The sequence below is a fragment of the Pseudomonas sp. VMV1 genome (assembly GCF_056790235.1).
In genome coordinates this window covers 510,945-532,065 of record NZ_JBXGSE010000003.1, presented here as the reverse complement: position 1 = coordinate 532,065, position 21,121 = coordinate 510,945, and the positions used below count along the sequence as shown (strand labels likewise).

The window sequence follows — 21,121 nt, the reverse complement described above, 5'->3', positions numbered from 1 at the left end:
CATGACGGCGTCCTGGCTGTTCTGGGCGCTGCTGGCAGCGGCCTTCGCCGCCCTCACCGCTATCTTCGGCAAGCTGGGCGTGGAACAGGTCAACGCAGACTTCGCCACCCTGTTGCGGACTCTGGTGGTGGTCGTGGTGCTGGCTGCCATCGTCACGGCTACCGGCCAGGCACAATCGCTGGCCAGCATCAGCGGCCGTAGCTATCTGTTTCTGCTGTTGTCGGGGGTGGCCACTGGCCTGTCCTGGCTGTGCTACTACCGGGCGCTCAAGCTGGGACCGGCTTCGCTGGTGGCGCCGGTGGACAAGTTGAGCGTGGTGTTGGTGGCAATCTTCGGCGTGGCGCTGCTCGGCGAACGCCTGGACCTGCGCCAGTGGTGCGGTATCGCGGCCATTGGCGGTGGCGTGCTGCTGCTCGCCTGGAGGCCCTGAAAGGGCGCAGGAAACGGGCCTGACCGCCAGTGGGAGATTGCCGGACGGCAGAAAGCGGCCAAGCCCATTTCCTGCATTGTGCATTCCCTTGCCATCGACCCGCTTATGCAAACGGGCGACTTAGAGCGATTCTGCCGCGTCGATCCCCAGCCGGCAATGGCTGGATTGCGCAAAAGCGGCCTAATGCTGTCCGCCCTTGTCCTGCTCCAGAGTCTCGATGAAGGCGATCTGCAGCCGCGAATGCACGCGGATGAACCAGCGCCACAGCACCGCGATCACCACCACCGCGACCAGGCCGATCAGCAGCAACAGCTCACCACGGGGCAGGATGCTACTGCTCAGGGCGGCCAGCAGCACCAGGATGCCGGCCAGCGACAACAGCGGGATCAGCTCACTGACCAGACGCCGCACCGGCTGGGTATAGCGCCCGGCCTGGTTCTGCCGCACGCTGAGTTCGGCCATCAGCATGGCCAGGGCCTTGAGCTTGCGATAGGCGGCGATCAGGCAAGGCAGCGACAAGAGCAGCGCCCCACCCCAGATGCAGGCCTTCTGCAGGTCGGGATCGGCAATCCAGGTGCCAAGCCAACCCGCCAGGCCGTTGGCGAAATAGGCGCCGCCCAGGAAGATGGCGATCACCAGCGACAGGTTGATGCCGACCTGCAGCAGGATACGTCTCATCATCCCGGCCAATACCGCCTTCTCGCCCTGTGGCTGGATGCTGCGCAACCATTCGCCATAGATGCCCAGTACCCGCTGCAGTGGCTGCGGCAGCCAGCGTCCGATCCACAGCGCCAGCGGATCGGCGGCCTTGATCAGGTAGGGCGTAAGCAGCGTAGTGACCGCCGATACGGCGACCGCCACCGGATAGAGGAAATGACTGGTGACACCCAGGGTGATGCCCAGGGTGGCGATGATGAAGGAGAACTCGCCGATCTGCGCCAGGCCCATGCCCACTCGCAGTGAGGTACGACCATCATTGCCGGCGATCAGGGTACCCAGGCTGCAGGCGAGGATCTTGCCCAGTACCACGGCGACGCTGATCACGGTGATCGGCCAGGCGTATTCGACCAGCACCTTGGGATCGAGCAGCAGGCCGATGGCGACGAAGAAGATGGCGCTGAACATGTCGCGCAGTGGCTCCACCAGCGTCTCGATCTTCAGCAACTGACGGGACTCGGCCATGATGGCGCCGATCAGGAAAGCCCCCAGTACCACACTGTATTCCAGCTTGGCGACCAGCAGGCAGAAGCCGAAGCACAGCCCCAGCACCGTGATCAGCAGCATCTCGTTGCTTTCGAACTTTGCCACGTAGGCCAGCAGCCGCGGCACCAGCAGGATGCCGATCACCAGCGCCACGATCATGAACAGACTCAGCTTGCCCAGGGTCGAGGCCACAGCTCCCGGTTCCACCGAACCGCTTACCGCCAGCCCCGACAGCAGTGCGATGATGCCGATGCCGAGGATGTCCTCGACGATCAGCACGCCAAAGATCTGCTGGGCGAAGCGCTCGTGCTTCATCTTCAGCTCGTTGAGTGCCTTGACGATGATGGTGGTCGAGGAGATGGCCAGGATGGCGCCGAGGAACAGCGAATCCATGTGCGACCAGCCGAATATCTGGCCTACCTGATAACCCAGCCAGAGCATCAGGCTGATCTCCAGGAAGGCCGCGATGAAGGCCGTGGCGCCTACCCGGAACAGTTTGCGCAGTGAAAACTCAAGGCCAAGACTGAACATCAGGAAGATCACCCCAACCTCGGCGAGGGTCTTGATGCTTTCTTCGTCGTGGATCAGACCGAATGGCGGGGTATGGGGTCCGATGATGAAGCCGGCGAGGATGTAACCCAGGACCACGGGCTGCTTGAGGCGGTGAAACAGGATGGTCACCACGCCGGCCACCAGCATGATGACCGCCATGTCCTGGATGAAAGCTAAGGCATGCATCGGCCGGGCCCTCCTATGACGGGCCGGGTTATCTCCCGACACCTGCGCTGACTGGAGTCCAAGACTAGCATCTGCAAACTCTTGTGACGGATTTTGCAAAAATCTGTAATAGATTGATGTAGCTAGAGATTTTCCGCTGTCCGCAGGAGCGACGTTGGTCGCTTGGGCGGCGAGCGCAAAGGGCAAAATACCGAAACAATTCACGCTGGCTGTACTTGACCGTGCAGCGCAAGATGTATCCAACACCAGACTCTTCACTGAGAGAACACCACATGCAACGCCTGATGAGCTTCTTCATGATCCTGTGCCTGGGCCTCACGCTCAGCCTGGATGCCAATGCCAAACGCATGGGCGCCGGCAAGTCCGCTGGCGCCGCGCCCATTCACCAGACCCGCCAGGCCGCACCGACACAGCAGCCGGGCATGGCCGCACCGGCCGCCGGTGCTGGCGCCGCCGCTGCTGCCCGTACCAGTGGCGCCTCGCGCTGGCTCGGCCCACTGGCCGGTATCGCCGCCGGTGGCCTGCTGGCCTCCATGTTCATGGGTGACGGCTTCGAAGGCTTCCAGTTCTTCGACTTCCTGATCCTGGCGCTCATCGCCTTCGTGATCTTCCGTCTGATCGCCCGTCGCAAGCAGCAGGCCGGTCCGCAGCCCGCCGTTGCTGGCCATGCGCCCATGCAGCGCGAAATGCCCAATCAGCCCGCCAACGGTGGCCTGTTCGGGGGTGCCGCACCGGTGATCAATGCGCCGAGCTGGTTCAATGCCGAGCGCTTCGTGGCCGCCGGTCGCGACCACTTCATGAGCCTGCAGCAACACTGGGACGCCAACGAGATGGACAAGATCTCCGAGTTCGTCACCCCGCAGATGCTGCAATGGCTGCGTGACGAGCGCGCTGCGCTGGGTGAAGGCTTCCAGTCCACCTATATCGAGAACCTGAACGCTAACCTGGATGGGGTCGAGGATCTGCAGGGCAAGACCATCGCCACCATCACCTTCAACGGTGTGTCCAAGGAATCGCGTTTCGACCAGGGCCAGCCGTTCAGCGAAAGCTGGCGCATGGAGCGCATGGCTGGTGAAAACCAGCCCTGGCTGCTAGCGGGTATTCGCCAGAACGCCTGATAAGCGCGCGTTACTCGAAAGCCCGGCTCTAAGCCGGGCTTTTTCATTGGTGTCCCAGGCGAACCCTCTTGCGAAACCGCTATCAAGTCCGTACGGAAGCTGCCGTTATCCCGGACTGAACTGCTAACCTTGCGCGCCTCTTTTCCCTATCCGGTGCGCATTTCGAGAGAGGCCTGCTATGGAAGACGTCATCGAACGCCTGCGTGAAGAAAACGAACCCGTTCCCGTTCCCCTGGAACTGCCCGACGAAGACCTGCTGGTCGAAATCGAGGAAGAACTACTCATCAGCCTGCCGCCGGAATTCCGTGAATTCCTGCTGACCGTCAGCGACGTGGTCTATGGCCGCATCGAGCCGGTGACCGTTACCGATCCCCAGTCCCATACCTATCTGCCGGAAATGGCCGCGACCGCCTGGGATGAAGGCCTGCCGCGCGAGTACATTCCTCTCTGTGCCAGCGATGACGGCTACTACTGCGTCAGCCAGGAAGGCGAGGTGCTGTTGTGGGAAGATGGCGACCTGACCGACGAATCCTGGGATTCGGTCTGGATCTGGGCACGCGACGTCTGGCTGGAAAGCTGACAGGGCCGCCACTGAACGACCCCGCCTCACGCGGGTCTGGATAAGGCCATTACTCCGGAGGAAGCGTCATGAGCACTCCCGTCGTCCTGATCACCGGCGCCGCGGGCGGCCTCGGCCGTGCCCTGGCGCAACGCTTTGCCCAAAGTCGCTGGCGCGTCGCCGCAGCCGACCGCGATGCCGAAGGCCTGCATGGACTCAACGGCATCGTCGGCCTGGATTCCAGTGTGACCGCCGATATTTCCAGTGCCGAGGGCTGCCGTTCCCTGGTCAGCAAGGTCATGGCTCGCACCGGACGCCTGGACGCCCTAATCAATGCGGCCGGCATCTGGCGCGAAGGCGAGGTGGAGACCTTCAGCGAGGAAGACTACGACCTGGTGATGGCGGTCAATCTCAAGGCCACCTTCTTCATGTGCTCGGCGGCCATCCCCTTCCTCAAGGAAAATCGCGGCGTCATCATCAACGTCGCCAGCGGTGCTGGCCGTCAGCCCATCGCCGGGGCAGCGGCCTATGGCGCGGCCAAGGCCGCGGTCCGCTTCTTCAGTCAGAATCTGGCGGTGGAGTTGGCTCGGGACGGCGTGCGGGTCAATGCCGTTTCCCCTGGCGACATCGACACCCCCATGCTGGACTTCCAGGCAGCGCACTATGGCAGCGGCGATCCGGCCGGCTACCGGCGCAATCTGCTCAACCGCTATCCCCAGGGCGATACCGCACGCTTCATCCAGCCAGAGGAAGTCGCCGAATTCGTCTATTTCCTCTGCCAGCCCCAGGCGGCCGCCATCTCCGGCGCAGACCTGCCCATCGACTTCGGCCTCTCCGCCGGCCGTTGACGGCTGTGACAGACGGCGCTGCGGCGCCGTCTACAGGATTTCCCCTCGAGGATTCGCCCATGGAAGCCGGCAACCACCAGTTGAGCATGACCATCCTGATGACCCCGGACCTGGCCAATTTTTCCGGCAATGTCCACGGCGGCGCCCTGCTCAAATACCTCGACGAGGTCGCCTATGCCTGCGCCAGCCGCTATGCCGGTCGCTATGTGGTGACTCTGTCGGTGGATCAGGTGATCTTTCGCGAGCCCGTGCATGTCGGCGAACTGGTGACCTTTCTCGCCTCGGTGAACTACACCGGCACCACTTCCATGGAGATCGGCGTCAAGGTCATCACCGAGAATATCCAGCAACGTTCGGTGCGCCACACCAACAGCTGTTTCTTCACCATGGTGGCGGTGGACGAGAACGGCAAATCCTGCCCAGTGCCTCAGCTCCAGCCCGTCACCCCGGACGAGAAGCGACGCTGTGTGCAGGCACAGCAGCGCCGGCAGATCCGTCGGGAACTTCAAGAGCGCTATCAGGCACTCAAGGAAACCTTTTGAGTTTTGCCGGCTAGGTCGCCGTCGTTCGACGGCAGCGGCTCCAGGATCTGGCAATCCAAATCCTTGGAGCCAGCATGTCCCATCACACCCCTCTGATATCGACCCTGGCGATCGGCCTGGTCCTGGCCTTCGTCTTCGGTACCCTGGCTACCCGCCTGCGCCTGCCACCCATCGCCGGCTATCTGCTCGCCGGCGTGGTCGCTGGACCCTTCACCCCTGGCTTCGTCGCCGATCCCGAGCTGTCCAAGGAACTGACCGAAATCGGCGTCATCCTGCTGATGTTCGGTGTGGGCCTGCACTTCTCCATCAAGGACCTGCTGGCAGTCAAGCGCATCGCCATTCCCGGCGCGATCGTCCAGATCGCCGCCGCCACCCTCATGGGCATGGGCGTGAGTCATTTCCTGGGCTGGGGCCTGGGCAGCGGGCTGGTGTTCGGTCTGTCGCTGTCGGTGGCCAGTACCGTGGTGCTGTTGCGGGCGCTGGAAGAGCGCCAGATGGTAGAAAGCCGGCGTGGACGCATCGCCGTGGGCTGGCTGATCGTGGAAGACCTGCTGATGGTGCTGGCCCTAGTGATCCTGCCGGCCCTGGCGGGCCCCCTGGGCGGTGACAGTGGCGAGCAACCGGGCCAGAGCCTGGGGCTGGAGCTGGGTGTTACCGCCCTCAAGGTGGGCGCCTTCATTGCCCTGATGCTGGTGGTGGGTCGGCGAGCCATTCCCTGGCTACTGGCCCGCGTCGTGCGTACCGGTTCGCGTGAACTCTTCACCCTGGCCACCCTCGCCATCGCCATGGGTATCGCCTATGGCTCGGCCTCGCTGTTCGGGGTGTCCTTCGCCCTGGGCGCCTTCTTTGCTGGCGTGGTGCTCAACGAATCCGAACTCAGCCACGATGCGGCGGAAAATTCGCTGCCGCTACGTGAAGCCTTCGCCGTGCTGTTCTTCTTTTCGGTGGGCTGCCTGTTCGATCCGGAAATCCTGCTGGAACGGCCCTGGGCGATTCTGGCGACGGTCGCAGTCATCGTCTTTGGCAAATCCATCGCCGCGATGCTGATCGTCCTGGCCTATCGTCGCCCCTTGAGTGTGGCCCTGACCATCGCTGCCAGCCTGGCGCAGATCGGCGAGTTCTCCTTCATCCTCGCCAGCCTCGGCCTGTCGCTGAAATTGCTCGACCAGGGCGCGCACGATCTCATCCTGGCTGCCGCCATCATCTCCATCATCCTCAATCCGTTGCTGTTCCACGGCATCGATCGCCTGCAGCCCTGGCTAGAGCGCCGCGAAGGTCGTCGGCTCGTCAACGCCAAGGGCAAGCATGCACCGGAACTGGACGACGAACCCGAGCCCGTCGAACACAGTGGACATCTGGTCCTGGTGGGCTATGGCCGGGTAGGTCGCTACATCTGCGATCGCCTGGATCGCCAGGGTCCGCCGCTGATCGTGATCACCGATGAGCCCGAGCATGTCACGGCGTTACGCCAGCAGGGCTTCAAGGCGATCCTCGGCAATGCGACCCAAGACAAGGTGCTGGCGCGGGCCAAGCTCAAGGAAGCACGCGCCCTGCTGCTGGCGATACCCAACGGCTTCGAAGCCGCCGAGATCGCCCGCCGTGCCCGCGAGCTGACCCCCGATCTGCACATCCTTGCCCGCGCGCACCACGATGACGAGATCCGTCATCTGGAGGCCAATGGGGTGGACGAGGTAATCATGGGCGAGCGCGAGATCGCCCATGGCATGTTTCGCTACCTGGGTCTGGAACGACCTGGCGAGCATGAGGCGGAGCCCAGGGGCTCCGCGGCCTAGCGGCGTTGGATCTTGAAGTTGAAGGTCTTGGTGGCCTTGCGCGGCACGATCTGACCGCCAGAGACCCGCGGGGCGAAGCGCCATTCACCCAGCACCTCGAGCACAGCGCGCTCCAGTTGCTTGTTGGAGGCTTCCAGCACCTGGATATCGGCCAGTCGACCATCGGCGGTCACGGTGAACATCACCCTGACCTCGCCACCCACGCCGCGGCGGCGCAGCATTTCCGGATACTCCGGCGGTGTCATCTTGATCGGCCGGATATCGGCGTCATCGATGCTACCCGTGGGTAGACCCGCGGTCTTTGGCGGACCGGAAGGCGCAGCGGCAGGTGCAGGCTGACTGGGTGCGGTAGCCGCGGGAGCAGGCGCTGGAGAAGGCGCCGCCTGGGCGACCGGTTCCGGCGCGGGCTCAACCTTTTTCGGCAATGGCTTCTGCTGGCTGTGCTCGACCGGCTTGGGTTTGGGCTTCGGCTTGGGTTTGGGCTTTTCCACCACCGGCTTGGGCGGCTCCACCGGTTTCGGCGGCTCCACGGGCTTGGGCGGTTCTGGCGGCGGTGGTTCGGGTTGCGGCGGCGCTGGCGGTGCCGGGGCGGGTGCAGGTGGTTCGGGTACCGGCTTGGGCAGCTGGATGAAGCTCACCTGCATGGGCTCGTCGCCCTTGGCGATCTTCAGCTCCGGCGGGGCCTGGACCACCAAGAACAGGGCTGCCGCCATGCTGGCGTGCATGATCAGCGACAACGCCGAGGCGGCGCCCCAGCCACGGCCGCGCGGTGGCTGCTCACCCGGCTCGGCGGCGCCTACCGGGGTCAGCACCGGCGTCAGGATCTCTTCGTTACGTTCGGGCATCCGAAACGACAGGATGGTGGCCGAGGGCTCGCTACGCTTGGCATTGACCCCTGCGACCGGTTCCACGTCACCTGCCAGGGCGGCCCTGACGGGTCCCTGGACGGATTCCACCTCGTCACCGTCAGAACGCGCAGCAACTACGAGAGGTTCAGGCTTGGCAAGAGATGTCGGAGCCATGGGAGCGATACGCAGAGGAAGTAAATTTAATAATCATTATCATTAACTGAAAAGATTTGGCAACCTCAAATGTCGCGAATGGTCCCGCGCAGGGCTTTTTCGAGGGCCTCTAGATCCGGCATCTGCTCCAGGATCAGCTCCAGCCGATTGTCACGGCGCCATGGGCTTGGCTCCCAACGACCTTCCCCGGCCAGACCATTGTAAGCCTGCCAGCCGTCCTGCAATTGCAGGACGGCCTTCAGCCGGCGCAGGCCCGGGAGCCTGGTCAGAAGAGCCAGCAGCGCAGGCCCGTCGAAGCGGTGCTGGGAATGCCAGCGCCAACCGACGGCGTGATGCCCCTCCTGGGTATGACTGAAACGCAGCGGGCGATGGGGTAGCACGAGCGCCTGTGGCGAAGAAACGGCCGTGGGCTCGGGTAACTCGCAAGCGCTTGAGGACTCCTCGGTAGCCAAGGGCAGCTCAGCCAGCGTGATCCGGCCCTCCTCCGTCCAGTACAGCGGCCGGTCGCCCAGCTGCGGTGGCAAGAGCGTCTGGTCCAGCCCTTCGCTCTTGTTGAGCACGACCAGACCGGCCTGCTGCAGTGCCTGGTACTGAGCATCCGGCAGAGGCAAGCCCTTAAGCAATTGCCCGGCGTCCACCACCCAGACCAGCGGTTGCAGCGTCAGCACCCCGGTCCAGGGCGGTGCCTGGAGTTGTCGATACAGGCTGGCGGGATGACCCAGGCCGGAAGGCTCGATGAACAATCGCTGCGGTCGCGCGCGCCGGAGCAACCGCGTGAGAGCTACCTGCAGGGGCACGCCCTGGACGCAGCACAGGCAGCCGCCCGGAACCTCGGCAATACTGACTCCCTCGTCGTCCCGGGTCATGAGCGCCGCATCGAGGCCGATCTGGCCGAATTCATTGACCAGGATCGCCCAGCGCTCGTTGGCAGGACGCTGGGTGAACAGCTGGCGGATCAGGGTGGTCTTGCCGGCGCCCAAGGGACCGGCGATCACATGGGTGTTGATATCGGCTAGGCGCATGGCGAAAGGTCGAATGCTAGAGTGACGGTTTTGCGAGAGGTTGCTTGGAATGCGGCGCCTGTTGATTGCTCTACTGCTGTTGCCTTCACTGGCGCTCGCCGACGCCTGCGTGATCCGCAGTCGTCAGGGCAGTGTGGACGTGCAGATCTGCCAGAGCAATATCGACATCCCGGCCAAGCTGTTTCGCGAGGGCTTCTGCCAGCCCCAACTCAAGGGCCAGCAGACCGAGGTCCGCTTCGTCGACCGTTGCCCGGTGGGCGAGATCGGCATCTGCCGAGACGCACGCAGCCCCGGCGTGCCCTATCGGCAGGATATCCACTACTACGGCGAACCGGGCGACGGCCGTTTCCTGGCCGTCGCCTGTCGTCAGCAGAATCAGGGCAGCTGGCGCGTGCCCTGAGGTTTCACGTGAAACCCCTTATTCCACGGTCACCGACTTGGCCAGGTTGCGTGGCTGATCCACGTCGGTGCCCTTGAACACGGCCACGTGGTACGACAGCAGCTGCAGCGGGATGGTGTAGAGGATCGGGGACAGGGCATCGTGGATGTGCGGCATGGGCACGATACGGGTACCTTCACCTTCCTCGAAGGCAGCACGCTCGTCGGCGAAGACGATCAGCTGACCACCCCGTGCTCGCACCTCCTGCAGGTTGGACTTGAGCTTTTCCAGCAGTTCGTTGTTGGGCGCCACCGTCACCACCGGCATGTCGGCGTCGACCAGGGCCAGGGGACCATGCTTGAGCTCGCCAGCCGGATAGGCCTCGGCGTGGATGTAGGAGATCTCCTTCAGCTTGAGCGCGCCTTCCATGGCCACCGGGTACTGCTCGCCACGCCCGAGAAACAGGGTGTGGTGCTTTTCGGCAAAGGACTCCGCCAGCTTTTCCACGGTCTTGTCCATGGCCAGGGCTTCATCCAGACGCGCCGGCAGACGGCGCAGCTCGGCCACCAGTTCGGCCTCGACACCGGCGTCCAGGCGCTGTTGGCAACGTCCCAGGCTCAGGGTCAGCAAGAGCAGTGAGACTAGCTGCGTGGTGAAGGCCTTGGTCGATGCCACGCCGATCTCCGGACCCGCCTGGGTCAGGAAGCTCAACTGAGATTCTCGCACCAGGGAGCTGGTCGCTACGTTGCAGATCGCCAGGCTGCTCAGATAGCCGGACTGCTTGGCCATGCGCAGGGCCGCCAGGGTATCGGCGGTCTCGCCGGACTGGGAAATGGTCACGAACAGAGTGTCCGGACTGACGGCAACGCGGCGATAGCGGAATTCGCTGGCCACTTCTACCTGGCAGGGAATGCCCACGTATTCCTCGATCCAGTAGCGTGCCACCGAGCCTGCATGGAAGCTGGTCCCGCAGGCGACGATCTGTACCTGGCGCACCTTGGCGAACAACTCGGATGCCGCCGGGCCAAAGGCCTCGGGGAGCACCTGGCCATCGCCCAGGCGACCTTCCAGGGTGCGCTGGACCACGCTAGGCTGCTCGTGGATCTCCTTGAGCATGAAGTGGCGATAGGCGCCCTTGTCGGCGGCCTCGCTGCCTTCGTGGTACTGGACCGTCTCACGCTGAACCGGCTGGCCATCCACGTCCCAGAGGTTGACCTGATCCAGGCGGATCTCGGCCACGTCACCCTCTTCCAGGTAGACGAAGCGGTCAGTGACCTGGCGCAGCGCCAGTTGGTCGGAGGCCAGGTAGTTCTCGCCCAAGCCGAGGCCGATCACCAGGGGGCTGCCACTGCGGGTCGCCACCAGGCGATCCGGCTGCTGGCGCCACACGGCCGCCAGGCCATAGGCGCCGTGCAATTCCTTGACCGCCGCCTTGAGCGCCGTGGTCAGGTCGCCGCTGTCCTGCAGCTTGAGGTGCAGCAGGTGGACAATGACCTCGGTGTCGGTCTGGGAGGTGAAGACATAGCCCTGAGCCTTGAGCTGGGTCCGCAGGGCTTCGTGGTTCTCGATGATGCCGTTGTGCACCACCGCCACATCACCTTGGGAGAAGTGCGGGTGGGCATTGGCTTCGGTGGGCGCGCCATGGGTGGCCCAGCGGGTGTGGGCGATGCCCAGGCGACCGGCCAGGGGGTCTGCCAGCAGGGCCGCTTCCAGTTCGCTGACCTTGCCGATGCGGCGCAGGCGCTGCAACTCGCCCTGGGCATCCAGCAGCGCCAGGCCGGCACTGTCGTAGCCACGGTACTCCAGGCGCTTGAGACCCTCGACCAGAATGGCGGTGATGTTACGCTCGGCAATGGCGCCGACGATTCCACACATGCTTACCTCCCGTTGCCTGTCTTATCCACAGCGACCCCGTTGAGTCGACTGTGGATGACCTGATTGTCTAGTTGTCCACAGGGGCGCAGATGACCTGCACCCCTTGGGTTTCGATCGCTCGGGCCGCTTCGGCCGGCAGGCGCTCATCGGTAATGAGCACATCCACTCTTTCCCAAGGTAGTTCCAGATTGGGAATTCGCCTGCCCAGCTTGCTCGCTTCGGCCATGACCACCACCTCCCGTGCCACCTCGGCCATCACCCGCGACAGCGACAGATGCTCGTTGAAGGTGGTGGTGCCCCGTTCCAGATCGAGACCGTCGGCACCGATGAACAGCTGATCGAAGTCGTAGGATCTCAATACCTGTTCGGCCACCTGTCCCTGGAAGGATTCAGAATGCGGATCCCAGGTCCCGCCGGTCATCAGCAGCATGGGTTCCTGTTCCAATTCGTGCAGGGCCGTAGCGACTTGCAGGGAATTGGTCATGACCACCAGGCCAGGACGGTGATCGAGCTGCGGAATCAGCGCCGCCGTGGTGCTGCCGCAGTCGATGATGATCCGCGCATGCTCACGCAGGCGCTGGACCGCCGCCCGGGCAATGGCCTGCTTGAAGGGCGAGGCCTGGGGGGGTGCCTCGGCCAGCAACTCCTGGGGCATGGCCACGGCGCCGCCGTAGCGACGCAGGAGCAGCCCATTGCGTTCGAGTGCGGCCAGATCCTTGCGGATGGTCACCTCGGACGTTTCCAGCTGGCGAGCCAGGCCATCCACGCTGACCTCGCCCTGCTCCTGAACCTGGGCAAGGATGGCGTGACGACGCTGAGCAGTATTGCGGCGAGTCATAAATTTCGATTCGAAAGATAATGGATCGAATCAAAACCTAATAGTGGACAGCCGTCAAGTCTTGGGGGCCTTCTTCGGTCGCTGCCAGCCGGTCTTGTTGACCTGGCGTGCGCGGCCCAGTGCCAGGGCTTCGGCCGGCACATCGGCTGTGATGACCGAGCCTGCCGCCGTGGTCGCCCCCGCGCCCAGGGTGACCGGGGCCACCAGGGAGCTGTTGGAACCCACGAAGACATCCGCGCCGATTTCGGTTCGAAACTTGTTGGCACCATCATAATTGCAGGTGATGGTACCCGCCCCTATGTTGCTGCCTGCGCCGATACTGGCGTCTCCGAGGTAGGTCAGGTGACCGGCCTTGGCGCCGTCCTGCAGCTGGGCGTTCTTGAGCTCGACGAAGTTGCCCACGTGCGCCTTGACGCCCAGTTCGCTGCCGGGACGTAAACGGGCGAAGGGACCGACGTCGGCGCCCTCCCCTACCACGGCCCCGTCCAGGTGGCTGTTGGCCTTGATGATGGCGCCGCGTTTGAGGACGCTGTCCTTGATCACGCAATTCGGACCGATACTGACACCATCCTCCAACACCACCCGGCCTTCGAGGATGACATTGATGTCGATGGAGACGTCGCGTCCGGTCTCGACCTGGCCCCGCTGATCGAAGCGCAGGGGATCGACCAGGGTCACGCCCTGCAGCATCAGGCGCTCGGCAGCGCGCTGCTGGAAGTGCCGTTCCAGCTGGGCCAGTTGCCGGCGATCGTTGGCGCCCTGGACTTCCATGGCCTCCGCCGGCTGACTGGTGGCGATGGTCAGGCCGTCCGCCACTGCCAGGGCAATGACGTCGGTCAGGTAGTACTCGCCCTGGGCATTGCTGTTGGATAGTCGGCCCAGCCAGTCGGCCAGCCGCTGTCCCGGTACCGCGAGAATGCCGGTGTTGCCCTCACGGATGGCGCGCTGGGCATCGCTGGCGTCCTTGTGCTCGACGATGGCGGTGACCCGACCCTCGCCATCGCGCAGGATACGGCCGTAGCCGGTGGGGTCGTCCAGCTCCACGGTCAGCAGCGCCAGGTGGCTGTCATCCACCTGCTCCAGCAGACGCTGCAGGGTTTCGGTCTGGATCAAGGGTACATCGCCATAGAGGATCAGCACGCGCTCCGCTGTCAGCGCCGGGGCCGCCTGAGCCACGGCATGGCCGGTGCCGAGCTGCTCGGCCTGCACCACGAAGCTCACGTCGTCCGCGGCCAGCTGGCTGCGGACCTGGTCGGCGCCATGACCGATGACGACGTGGATGCCGGCCGGCTGCAGCTCACGGGCGCGGTCGAGGACATGCCCCAGCATGCTGCGACCGGCCACGGGATGCAGCACCTTGGGTAGAGCGGATCTCATGCGGGTGCCCTGGCCAGCGGCCAGGATGACGATTTCCAGGGACATCGGAACCTCGGAGACAGGAGGAAGAGACGGGCCGGCGACCGAAGGCGACAGGCGCCTTCCGAATCTGACCACGCGACATTTCTCGCCCACTTTTCGGGCGACAAAAGAAAAGGGTAGCCGAAGCTACCCTTGTCGTTACAGCCTGACCTTGCGCTTAGCGCTTGGCTTGCCGCTTGAGCTGCTGGATGGTGCGCAGCTGGGCGGCGGCTTCGGCGAGCTGAGCGGCGGCAGCGGTATAGTCGAACTCCGTGCCCTTGTCGCTCAGGGCGGCCTCGGCGCGCTGCTTGGCTTCCAGAGCGGCAGCTTCGTCGATGTCACCGGCGCGGCTGGCGGTATCGGCCAGCACTTCGACGACATTCGGCTGCACTTCCAGGAAACCGCCGGAGATGTAGAACACCTCCTCGGCGCCCCCTTCCTTGACCAGGCGAATGGGGCCCGGTTTCAAGTCGGTGAGCAGCGGCGCATGGCCCGGGGCGATACCCAGATCACCCAGGTGGCCGTGGGCGATGATCATCTCCACCGCGCCGGAGAAGATTTCCCCTTCCGCGCTGACGATGTCGCATTGGACTGTCTTGGCCATAGCGTGCCTCTAAGAGCGCCCGTCGCCGGGCGCGGCAGTTACAGTTTCTTGGCTTTCTCGATGGCTTCGTCGATGCCGCCGACCATGTAGAACGCCTGCTCGGGCAGGTGATCGTAGTCGCCGCGCAGAATCCCGGAGAAGCCGGCGATGGTGTCCTTGAGGGACACGTACTTGCCGGGCGAACCGGTGAAGACTTCGGCCACGAAGAACGGCTGGGACAGGAAGCGCTGGATCTTACGAGCGCGGGATACCAGCTGCTTGTCGGACTCGGACAGTTCGTCCATGCCCAGGATCGCGATGATGTCCTTCAGCTCCTTGTAGCGCTGCAGCACGTACTGGACGCCGCGAGCGGTGTCGTAGTGCTCCTGGCCAATCACGTTCGGGTCCAGCTGGCGCGAGGTGGAGTCCAGGGGATCGACCGCCGGGTAGATACCCAGGGAGGCGATGTCACGGGACAGAACCACGGTGGCGTCCAGGTGGGCGAAGGTGGTCGCCGGGGACGGGTCGGTCAAGTCATCCGCAGGGACGTAAACGGCCTGTACGGAGGTGATCGAGCCCAGCTTGGTGGAGGTGATGCGCTCCTGCAGGACACCCATCTCCTCGGCCAGGGTCGGCTGGTAGCCCACCGCGGACGGCATACGACCCAGCAGCGCGGACACTTCGGTGCCGGCCAGGGTGTAGCGGTAGATGTTGTCGACGAACAACAGGACGTCACGGCCTTCGTCACGGAATTTCTCGGCCATGGTCAGGCCGGTCAGGGCCACGCGCAGACGGTTGCCCGGCGGCTCGTTCATCTGGCCATAGACCAGGGCGACCTTGTCCAGAACGTTGGAGTCCTTCATCTCGTGGTAGAAGTCGTTCCCTTCACGGGTACGCTCGCCCACACCGGCGAACACGGAATAACCGCTGTGCTCGATGGCGATGTTACGGATGAGCTCCATCATGTTGACGGTCTTGCCCACGCCGGCGCCGCCGAACAGGCCGACCTTACCGCCCTTGGCGAACGGGCAGACCAGGTCGATGACCTTGATGCCGGTTTCCAGCAGGTCGTTACCGCCAGCCTGTTCTGCATAGGACGGGGCCTTGCGGTGGATTTCCCAACGCTCTTCCTCGCCGATGGGGCCGGCTTCGTCGATGGGGTTGCCCAGGACGTCCATGATGCGGCCGAGGGTCTTGACGCCGACAGGGACCTTGATGGCCTCGCCGGTGTTGCCCACGTTCAGGCCACGCTTGAGGCCTTCGGTGCTACCCATGGCGATGGTCCGGACCACGCCGTCGCCCAGCTGCTGCTGGACTTCCAGGGTGGTTTCGGCACCCTGCACCTTGAGGGCGTCAAAGACGCGCGGTACCGCGTCGCGCGGGAATTCCACGTCGATCACGGCGCCGATGATTTGTACGATACGTCCGCTACTCATTTCGCGTTCCTCGAATGTTTAAGCTGTCCGTCAGACCGCGGCGGCGCCGCCGACGATTTCCGAAATTTCCTGGGTGATCGCAGCCTGGCGAGCCTTGTTGTAGACCAGCTGCAGGTCCTTGATGAGATCGCCGGCGTTGTCGGTGGCGTTCTTCATCGCGATCATCCGCGCGGCCTGTTCGCTGGCAGCGTTCTCGACCACGGCCTGATACACCTGGGACTCCACGTAGCGCACCAACAGGCCGTCGAGCAGGGTCTTGGCGTCGGGCTCGTAGAGGTAGTCCCAATGCTTGCCCTGCAGCTCACCGCCCTCGGCCGGAACCAGCGGCACCAGCTGCTGGATGGTCGGCTTCTGGGTCATGGTGTTGACGAAGACGTTGGACACCACGTACAGGCGGTCGATACGGCCGTCCAGGTAGGCATCCAGCATCACCTTGATGCTGCCGATCAGATCGCCGATCGCCGGCTCTTCGCCGAGGTGGCTGATGGCCGCGACCACGTTGCCGCCGAAGCTACGGAAGAAGGAGGCACCCTTGGCCCCGATCACCGCCAGATCGATTTCCACACCCTTGCCGCGCTGGTCGCCCATGTCGCGGACCAGAGCCTTGAACAGGTTGGTGTTCAGACCACCGGCCAGACCCCGATCGGAGCTGACCACGATGTAGCCGACGCGCTTGACCTCGCGTTCCACCATGAAGGCATGGCGGTACTCGGGGTTGGCGTTGGCCAGGTGGCCGATCACAGCGCGGATGCGCTCGGCATAAGGCTTGCTGGCAGCCATGCGGGCCTGAGCCTTACGCATCTTGCTGACCGCAACCTTTTCCATGGCGCTGGTGATCTTCTGTGTGCTTTTGATGCTCGCGATCTTGCCGCGAATCTCTTTTGCGCCTGCCATGTGACACCTATCGGGTTGGCAAACGGGGGCTGGCGCCCCCGTCGCGGCTTACCAGGTTTGCGTGGCCTTGAACTTCTCGATTCCCGCCTTGATACCGGCGTCGATCTCGTCGTTGAAGTCGCCCTTCACGTTGATCTTGGCCATCAGGTCGGCGTGATCGCGGTTGAAGTAGGCGATCAGGGCCTGCTCGAAGCTACCAATCTTGTCCAGGGCCACATCGCTCAGGAAACCACGCTCGGCGGCGTACAGGCTCAGGGACATCTCGGCGATGGACATGGGCGCGTACTGCTTCTGCTTCATCAGCTCGGTGACGCGCTGACCATGCTCGAGCTGCTTGCGGGTGGCTTCGTCCAGGTCCGAGGCGAACTGGGCGAAGGCCGCCAGTTCACGGTACTGGGCCAGCGCGGTACGGATACCGCCCGACAGCTTCTTGATGATCTTGGTCTGGGCCGCACCACCCACACGGGATACCGAAACACCGGCGTTGACCGCCGGGCGGATGCCCGAGTTGAACAGGCCGGCTTCCAGGAAGATCTGGCCGTCGGTGATGGAGATCACGTTGGTCGGAACGAAGGCGGACACGTCGCCGGCCTGGGTCTCGATGATCGGCAGGGCGGTCAGCGAGCCGGTCTTGCCGGTCACGGCGCCGTTGGTGAACTTCTCGACGTAGTCGGCGGAGACGCGGGAAGCGCGCTCGAGCAGACGGCTGTGGAGATAGAACACGTCGCCGGGATAGGCTTCACGGCCCGGCGGACGACGCAGCAGCAGGGAGATCTGGCGATAGGCCACGGCCTGCTTGGACAGATCGTCATAGACGATCAGGGCGTCTTCACCGCGGTCGCGGAAGTATTCGCCCATGGTGCAACCCGAGTAGGGCGCCAGGAACTGCAGGGCAGCCGATTCGGACGCACTGGCTGCCACCACGATGGTGTTGTGCAGAGCGCCGTTCTCTTCCAGCTTGCGTACCACGTTGGCGATGGTCGACTGCTTCTGACCAATGGCGACGTAGACGCAGCGGATGCCGCTGTTCTTCTGGTTAATGATGGCATCGATCGCCATGGCGGTCTTGCCGATCTGACGGTCACCGATGATCAGCTCACGCTGACCACGACCAACCGGGATCATGGCATCGACGGCCTTGTAGCCGGTCTGCACCGGCTGGTCGACCGACTGACGCCAGATCACGCCCGGTGCGACCTTCTCGACGGCGTCGGTGGCGCTGGCATTCAGCGGACCCTTGCCATCGATGGGGTTGCCCAGGGCGTCGACGACGCGACCCAGCAGTTCCGGACCAACCGGGACTTCCAGGATGCGGCCGGTGCACTTGGCGCTCATGCCTTCGGCCAGACCCAGGTAGCTACCCAGGACCACGGCGCCGACGGAGTCCTGCTCCAGGTTCAGTGCCATGCCGTAGATGCCGCCGGGGAATTCGATCATTTCGCCGTACATGACGTCGGCCAGACCGAAGATCCGCACGATACCGTCAGACACGCTGACGATGGTGCCTTCGTTGCGGGCTTGCGAGGTCACGTCGAGCTTGTCGATGCGACCCTTGATGATTTCACTAATTTCGGAAGGATTGAGTTGCTGCATGCTACTGCCCCTTCAAACTCAAGGTTTCAACGCTTCGGCCAGTTGCGCGAGCTTGCCGCGAACGGAGCCATCGATTACCAAGTCGCCGGCGCGGATAACCACACCACCGATCAGGCTCGCATCCTCGGATGCATTAAGTCGCACGTGTCGACCTAGCCTTGCGCTGAGAGCCTTGGCGAGTTTGTCTTGCTGTTCTTCGCTCAGGGCGAAAGCACTGGTGACTTCCGCCTCGATGGATTTTTCCTGCTCGGCCTTGTACGCCTCGTAGATCTCGGCGATGGCCGGGAACAGGTCGATCCGGTTGTTTTCTGCCACGGTCCGAACGAAGTTCTGGGACTGTGCATCCAGCTGATCGCCACATACGTCGATGAGCAATCCGGCCTTGGCGTCCGCAGTCAACTGCGGCTGCTGAAGCAGCTGGCGCACGGTCCCGTCCTGGGATACCGCGGCGAGCAGCCCGAGCGCGGCCGACCATTGGGTCAGCTGCTGCTGGGACTGTGCGAACTCGAAAGCCGCCTTGGCATAGGGCCGGGCCAGCGTGTTCAGTTCTGCCATTGGTGGCCTCGCTTAGATTTCCGCTGCCAGTCGGTCAACCAACTGGGCATGAGCATTGGCATCAACGGTCGATCCAAGGATCTTCTCGGCGCCGGCCACGGCCAGCAGACCGACGCGAGCACGCAGGGCGTCCTTCGCACTGTTGATTTCCTGCTCGATTTCAGCCTGAGCCTGCGCCTTGATCCGGTCGCCTTCGGCACGGGCCTTGGCCTGTGCGTCCTCGACGATCTGAGCGGCACGCTTGTTGGCTTGCTCGATGATCTCGGCCGCCTGCCCCTTGGCTTCGTTCACTTTCTGGTTGGCTTGCTGCTGTGCCACTTCCAGATCACGAGCCGCGCGGTTGGCAGCGTCAAGGCCATCGGCAATCTTCTTCTCACGCTCACGCAGCGCCGAGATGATCGGCGGCCACACGTACTTCATGCAGAAGAGCACGAAGATGAAGAAGGCAACGGACTGGCCTATCAGGGTTGCATTAATGTTCACGCCAACACCTCGCTCGTTCGTTGTCCATCAGTCCTGCCTACACCCCTGGGGGTGATCAGCCGGCGATCTGACCAACGAAGGGGTTAGCGAAGGTGAAGAACAGGGCGATACCAACACCGATCATGGTCACGGCGTCGAGCAGACCGGCGACGATGAACATCTTGACTTGCAGCATCGGAACCATTTCCGGCTGACGAGCGGCGCCTTCGAGGAACTTGCCACCCAGCAGACCGAAGCCAATGGCGGTACCCAGAGCGCCCAGGCCAATCAGCAGAGCAACGGCGATCGCGGTCAAACCAACTACAGTTTCCATCTTTCCTCCCGACTTTTTTAGTCGTCTTGGTTAAGGTTGAAGCGAAAAAGTTTTCCCAAGTCCCCCGGCGGACAAGGCCCCCGGGACTCACGGCAGAACCGCCTCCAGACGCCGTCAGCAGCGCCCGGGGGCCATTCCTCAGTGACTTTCTTCGTGCGCCATCGACAGGTAGACGATGGTCAGCATCATGAAGATAAACGCCTGCAGGGTGATGATGAGGATGTGGAACACCGCCCACGCCCACTGCAGCACGATACCCAGACCACCCAGTGCCAGACCGTTGGCGAACATGATGGCGATGAGGATGAAGATCAGCTCGCCAGCATACATGTTGCCGAACAGTCGCAGTGCCAGCGAGATCGGCTTGGCGATCAGGGTGACGAACTCGAGCAGGAAGTTGATCGGGATCAGGATGATCTGCAGCAGCATGTTCTTGCTGCTGAAGGGATGCAGGGTCAGCTCGCCGAAGAAGCCGCCGATACCTTTCATCTTGATGCTGTAGAAGATCAGCAGGGCGAACACCGACAGGGCCATGCCCAGGGTGGCGTTCGGGTCGGTGGTCGGAACCACGCGGAAGTAGGTGTGCTCGCCAAACAGCATGCCGGCCACGGACGGCAGCCAGTCCACCGGCACCAGGTCCATCAGGTTCATCAGGAAGATCCAGACGAAGATGGTCAGGGCCAGGGGCGCGATCAGGGCGTTCTTGCCGTGGAAGGTGTCACGGACGCTGCCATCGACGAATTCGACCAGCACCTCGACGAAGTTCTGCAGACCGCCAGGCTGACCACTGGTGGCCTTCTTGGCGATGCTGCGGAACAGCACCAGGAAGATCAGGCCCAGGGCGACCGACCAGCCAAGGGTATCCACGTGGAAGGCCCAGAAGCCCATTTCCTTAGCTTCAGCGGGGGTGTGGGCGAAGCTCCAGCCGTTCACCGGGTGCATACCATAGGTCAGGTTCTGCAGGTGGTGCTGGATGTAGCCCGAAGCGGAGTCTGCTGCCATGTGTGCCTCGAATGCCTTAAGGTCTAGTCGGTTTTTTCAGTAGCAGGGGCGCGCCGGCATTGACCATCAGCGTCAACAGATAGACGCCGAACAGTGCAGGAGCCGAAAGCGGTTTTACCCCGGCAAACGTCAGTGCAAAGAGCACTGCCGTGAGAATCAGTTTGCCCGCCTCGCCCGAGTAGAAAGAACGGACGATGTCACGGGCGGCATGGGCGCCGCGATAGCGGAACGCCTTGAACGAAAAATACAGATTGGGCAGCCAGGCAATCAGCCCGCCCAACAATCCGGAATAACCGGCGACCTTACCGACGAAGCAAGACAAGACAACGGCGGCACACGACGCGACAGCCAGTTGGACGAGCAGCAGGCGAAAGGCAGGCTGATGATGGAAAGGCAGGCGTTTGGGCGTGCGGCGGTCCATCGGCTCGAAGTCCTCTGGTGTCGGCTTAATAGTTGTTTTCACTGGCATGCTTTGTGCCGACAAAAAGCGGGCAAAG

The 21,121-nt window shown here is 63.4% G+C and carries 22 protein-coding genes; 7 read left to right on the top strand and 15 right to left on the bottom strand.

The window, feature by feature from the left end; translation table 11 throughout:
• Window position 1: 1 nt before the first annotated feature.
• Entirely contained in the window at window positions 2-430 is a 429-nt protein-coding gene (locus ACUCV0_RS12530) for an EamA family transporter (protein WP_059316787.1), read from the top strand.
• Between the two features lie 180 nt (window positions 431-610).
• On the opposite strand, the gene ACUCV0_RS12525 is transcribed toward ACUCV0_RS12530, so the two are convergent.
• On the bottom strand, window positions 611-2,371 hold the full coding sequence (locus ACUCV0_RS12525) for a cation:proton antiporter (protein WP_482212831.1): 1,761 nt from the start codon (window positions 2,369-2,371) through the stop codon (window positions 611-613).
• 272 nt (window positions 2,372-2,643) lie between these two features.
• On the opposite strand from ACUCV0_RS12525, the gene ACUCV0_RS12520 reads away from it, so the two are divergent.
• The 5 genes from ACUCV0_RS12520 to ybaL all read left to right on the top strand — a co-directional run bounded on the left by ACUCV0_RS12520 (window position 2,644) and on the right by ybaL (window position 7,231).
• Window positions 2,644-3,489 carry a Tim44 domain-containing protein gene (locus ACUCV0_RS12520; protein ID WP_482212830.1) on the top strand — a complete coding sequence of 282 codons (846 nt, stop codon included), beginning with the start codon at window positions 2,644-2,646 and terminating at the stop codon, window positions 3,487-3,489.
• Window positions 3,490-3,667: 178 nt separating this feature from the next.
• A complete protein-coding gene (locus tag ACUCV0_RS12515) occupies window positions 3,668-4,069 on the top strand; it encodes an SMI1/KNR4 family protein (RefSeq protein ID WP_059316790.1) in 402 nt (133 codons plus the stop codon).
• Between the two features lie 68 nt (window positions 4,070-4,137).
• Window positions 4,138-4,896 (top strand): SDR family NAD(P)-dependent oxidoreductase, encoded by a 759-nt coding sequence (locus ACUCV0_RS12510; protein ID WP_059312981.1) that lies wholly within the window; start codon window positions 4,138-4,140, stop codon window positions 4,894-4,896.
• Window positions 4,897-4,955: 59 nt separating this feature from the next.
• On the top strand, window positions 4,956-5,438 hold the full coding sequence (locus tag ACUCV0_RS12505) for an acyl-CoA thioesterase (protein WP_059312982.1): 483 nt from the start codon (window positions 4,956-4,958) through the stop codon (window positions 5,436-5,438).
• Window positions 5,439-5,512: 74 nt separating this feature from the next.
• Window positions 5,513-7,231: a YbaL family putative K(+) efflux transporter gene (gene ybaL, locus ACUCV0_RS12500; RefSeq protein ID WP_271653465.1), complete on the top strand. Its 1,719-nt coding sequence runs from the start codon at window positions 5,513-5,515 to the stop codon at window positions 7,229-7,231.
• Here the strand turns inward: ybaL and ACUCV0_RS12495 are convergent.
• Both ACUCV0_RS12495 and ACUCV0_RS12490 read right to left on the bottom strand, forming a co-directional pair.
• Window positions 7,228-8,187, bottom strand: coding sequence for an energy transducer TonB (locus ACUCV0_RS12495; protein WP_434775364.1), 960 nt, complete (start codon window positions 8,185-8,187; stop codon window positions 7,228-7,230). The genes ybaL and ACUCV0_RS12495 overlap by 4 nt on opposite strands.
• 131 nt (window positions 8,188-8,318) lie before the next feature.
• Window positions 8,319-9,275, bottom strand: coding sequence for a GTP-binding protein (locus ACUCV0_RS12490; RefSeq protein WP_313648212.1), 957 nt, complete (start codon window positions 9,273-9,275; stop codon window positions 8,319-8,321).
• Between the two features lie 49 nt (window positions 9,276-9,324).
• Between ACUCV0_RS12490 and ACUCV0_RS12485 the strand changes: the two genes are divergently transcribed.
• Window positions 9,325-9,675 (top strand): hypothetical protein, encoded by a 351-nt coding sequence (locus tag ACUCV0_RS12485; RefSeq protein ID WP_059312986.1) that lies wholly within the window; start codon window positions 9,325-9,327, stop codon window positions 9,673-9,675.
• Between the two features lie 18 nt (window positions 9,676-9,693).
• Here ACUCV0_RS12485 and glmS read toward each other — a convergent pair whose 3' ends face one another.
• From glmS to ACUCV0_RS12425, 12 genes are all read right to left on the bottom strand, one after another.
• Window positions 9,694-11,529, bottom strand: a complete 1,836-nt coding sequence (glmS, locus tag ACUCV0_RS12480; protein ID WP_271653468.1) for a glutamine--fructose-6-phosphate transaminase (isomerizing) — start codon at window positions 11,527-11,529, stop codon at window positions 9,694-9,696.
• A gap of 67 nt (window positions 11,530-11,596) precedes the next feature.
• Window positions 11,597-12,367 (bottom strand): DeoR/GlpR family DNA-binding transcription regulator, encoded by a 771-nt coding sequence (locus ACUCV0_RS12475; protein WP_323148287.1) that lies wholly within the window; start codon window positions 12,365-12,367, stop codon window positions 11,597-11,599.
• A 54-nt stretch (window positions 12,368-12,421) separates the two neighbouring features.
• Window positions 12,422-13,789 carry a bifunctional UDP-N-acetylglucosamine diphosphorylase/glucosamine-1-phosphate N-acetyltransferase GlmU gene (gene glmU, locus ACUCV0_RS12470; protein WP_482212829.1) on the bottom strand — a complete coding sequence of 456 codons (1,368 nt, stop codon included), beginning with the start codon at window positions 13,787-13,789 and terminating at the stop codon, window positions 12,422-12,424.
• A gap of 154 nt (window positions 13,790-13,943) precedes the next feature.
• The gene (locus tag ACUCV0_RS12465) at window positions 13,944-14,369 is read right to left on the bottom strand and encodes a F0F1 ATP synthase subunit epsilon (protein ID WP_059312990.1); all 426 of its coding nucleotides are present in this window, start codon (window positions 14,367-14,369) and stop codon (window positions 13,944-13,946) included.
• Window positions 14,370-14,407: 38 nt separating this feature from the next.
• Window positions 14,408-15,784, bottom strand: a complete 1,377-nt coding sequence (gene atpD / locus ACUCV0_RS12460; protein WP_017641466.1) for a F0F1 ATP synthase subunit beta — start codon at window positions 15,782-15,784, stop codon at window positions 14,408-14,410.
• A gap of 30 nt (window positions 15,785-15,814) precedes the next feature.
• Window positions 15,815-16,678 (bottom strand): F0F1 ATP synthase subunit gamma, encoded by an 864-nt coding sequence (gene atpG, locus ACUCV0_RS12455; protein ID WP_059312991.1) that lies wholly within the window; start codon window positions 16,676-16,678, stop codon window positions 15,815-15,817.
• Between the two features lie 48 nt (window positions 16,679-16,726).
• A complete protein-coding gene (atpA, locus tag ACUCV0_RS12450) occupies window positions 16,727-18,271 on the bottom strand; it encodes a F0F1 ATP synthase subunit alpha (RefSeq protein ID WP_059312992.1) in 1,545 nt (514 codons plus the stop codon).
• Window positions 18,272-18,289: 18 nt separating this feature from the next.
• On the bottom strand, window positions 18,290-18,826 hold the full coding sequence (locus ACUCV0_RS12445) for a F0F1 ATP synthase subunit delta (protein ID WP_017641468.1): 537 nt from the start codon (window positions 18,824-18,826) through the stop codon (window positions 18,290-18,292).
• Window positions 18,827-18,838: 12 nt separating this feature from the next.
• Entirely contained in the window at window positions 18,839-19,309 is a 471-nt protein-coding gene (locus ACUCV0_RS12440; protein ID WP_059312993.1) for a F0F1 ATP synthase subunit B, read from the bottom strand.
• Between the two features lie 55 nt (window positions 19,310-19,364).
• Entirely contained in the window at window positions 19,365-19,622 is a 258-nt protein-coding gene (gene atpE, locus ACUCV0_RS12435) for a F0F1 ATP synthase subunit C (RefSeq protein ID WP_003097235.1), read from the bottom strand.
• Window positions 19,623-19,760: 138 nt separating this feature from the next.
• On the bottom strand, window positions 19,761-20,624 hold the full coding sequence (gene atpB / locus ACUCV0_RS12430) for a F0F1 ATP synthase subunit A (RefSeq protein ID WP_059312994.1): 864 nt from the start codon (window positions 20,622-20,624) through the stop codon (window positions 19,761-19,763).
• A gap of 16 nt (window positions 20,625-20,640) precedes the next feature.
• A complete protein-coding gene (locus ACUCV0_RS12425; RefSeq protein WP_037006585.1) occupies window positions 20,641-21,045 on the bottom strand; it encodes a F0F1 ATP synthase subunit I in 405 nt (134 codons plus the stop codon).
• Window positions 21,046-21,121 lie beyond the last annotated feature (76 nt).

Excerpts from the sequence above, each read along its gene's own strand:
- ACUCV0_RS12530 (WP_059316787.1), top strand. The coding sequence starts at position 2 with ATGACGGCGTCCTGGCTGTTCTGGGCGCTGCTGGCAGCGGCCTTCGCC.
- ACUCV0_RS12525 (WP_482212831.1), bottom strand. The coding sequence starts at position 2,371 with ATGCATGCCTTAGCTTTCATCCAGGACATGGCGGTCATCATGCTGGTG.
- ACUCV0_RS12520 (WP_482212830.1), top strand. The coding sequence starts at position 2,644 with ATGCAACGCCTGATGAGCTTCTTCATGATCCTGTGCCTGGGCCTCACG.
- ACUCV0_RS12515 (WP_059316790.1), top strand. The coding sequence starts at position 3,668 with ATGGAAGACGTCATCGAACGCCTGCGTGAAGAAAACGAACCCGTTCCC.
- ACUCV0_RS12510 (WP_059312981.1), top strand. The coding sequence starts at position 4,138 with ATGAGCACTCCCGTCGTCCTGATCACCGGCGCCGCGGGCGGCCTCGGC.
- ACUCV0_RS12505 (WP_059312982.1), top strand. The coding sequence starts at position 4,956 with ATGGAAGCCGGCAACCACCAGTTGAGCATGACCATCCTGATGACCCCG.
- ybaL (WP_271653465.1), top strand. The coding sequence starts at position 5,513 with ATGTCCCATCACACCCCTCTGATATCGACCCTGGCGATCGGCCTGGTC.
- ACUCV0_RS12490 (WP_313648212.1), bottom strand. The coding sequence starts at position 9,275 with ATGCGCCTAGCCGATATCAACACCCATGTGATCGCCGGTCCCTTGGGC.
- ACUCV0_RS12485 (WP_059312986.1), top strand. The coding sequence starts at position 9,325 with ATGCGGCGCCTGTTGATTGCTCTACTGCTGTTGCCTTCACTGGCGCTC.
- glmS (WP_271653468.1), bottom strand. The coding sequence starts at position 11,529 with ATGTGTGGAATCGTCGGCGCCATTGCCGAGCGTAACATCACCGCCATT.
- ACUCV0_RS12475 (WP_323148287.1), bottom strand. The coding sequence starts at position 12,367 with ATGACTCGCCGCAATACTGCTCAGCGTCGTCACGCCATCCTTGCCCAG.
- glmU (WP_482212829.1), bottom strand. The coding sequence starts at position 13,789 with ATGTCCCTGGAAATCGTCATCCTGGCCGCTGGCCAGGGCACCCGCATG.
- ACUCV0_RS12465 (WP_059312990.1), bottom strand. The coding sequence starts at position 14,369 with ATGGCCAAGACAGTCCAATGCGACATCGTCAGCGCGGAAGGGGAAATC.
- atpD (WP_017641466.1), bottom strand. The coding sequence starts at position 15,784 with ATGAGTAGCGGACGTATCGTACAAATCATCGGCGCCGTGATCGACGTG.
- atpG (WP_059312991.1), bottom strand. The coding sequence starts at position 16,678 with ATGGCAGGCGCAAAAGAGATTCGCGGCAAGATCGCGAGCATCAAAAGC.
- atpA (WP_059312992.1), bottom strand. The coding sequence starts at position 18,271 with ATGCAGCAACTCAATCCTTCCGAAATTAGTGAAATCATCAAGGGTCGC.
- ACUCV0_RS12445 (WP_017641468.1), bottom strand. The coding sequence starts at position 18,826 with ATGGCAGAACTGAACACGCTGGCCCGGCCCTATGCCAAGGCGGCTTTC.
- atpE (WP_003097235.1), bottom strand. The coding sequence starts at position 19,622 with ATGGAAACTGTAGTTGGTTTGACCGCGATCGCCGTTGCTCTGCTGATT.
- atpB (WP_059312994.1), bottom strand. The coding sequence starts at position 20,624 with ATGGCAGCAGACTCCGCTTCGGGCTACATCCAGCACCACCTGCAGAAC.
- ACUCV0_RS12425 (WP_037006585.1), bottom strand. The coding sequence starts at position 21,045 with ATGGACCGCCGCACGCCCAAACGCCTGCCTTTCCATCATCAGCCTGCC.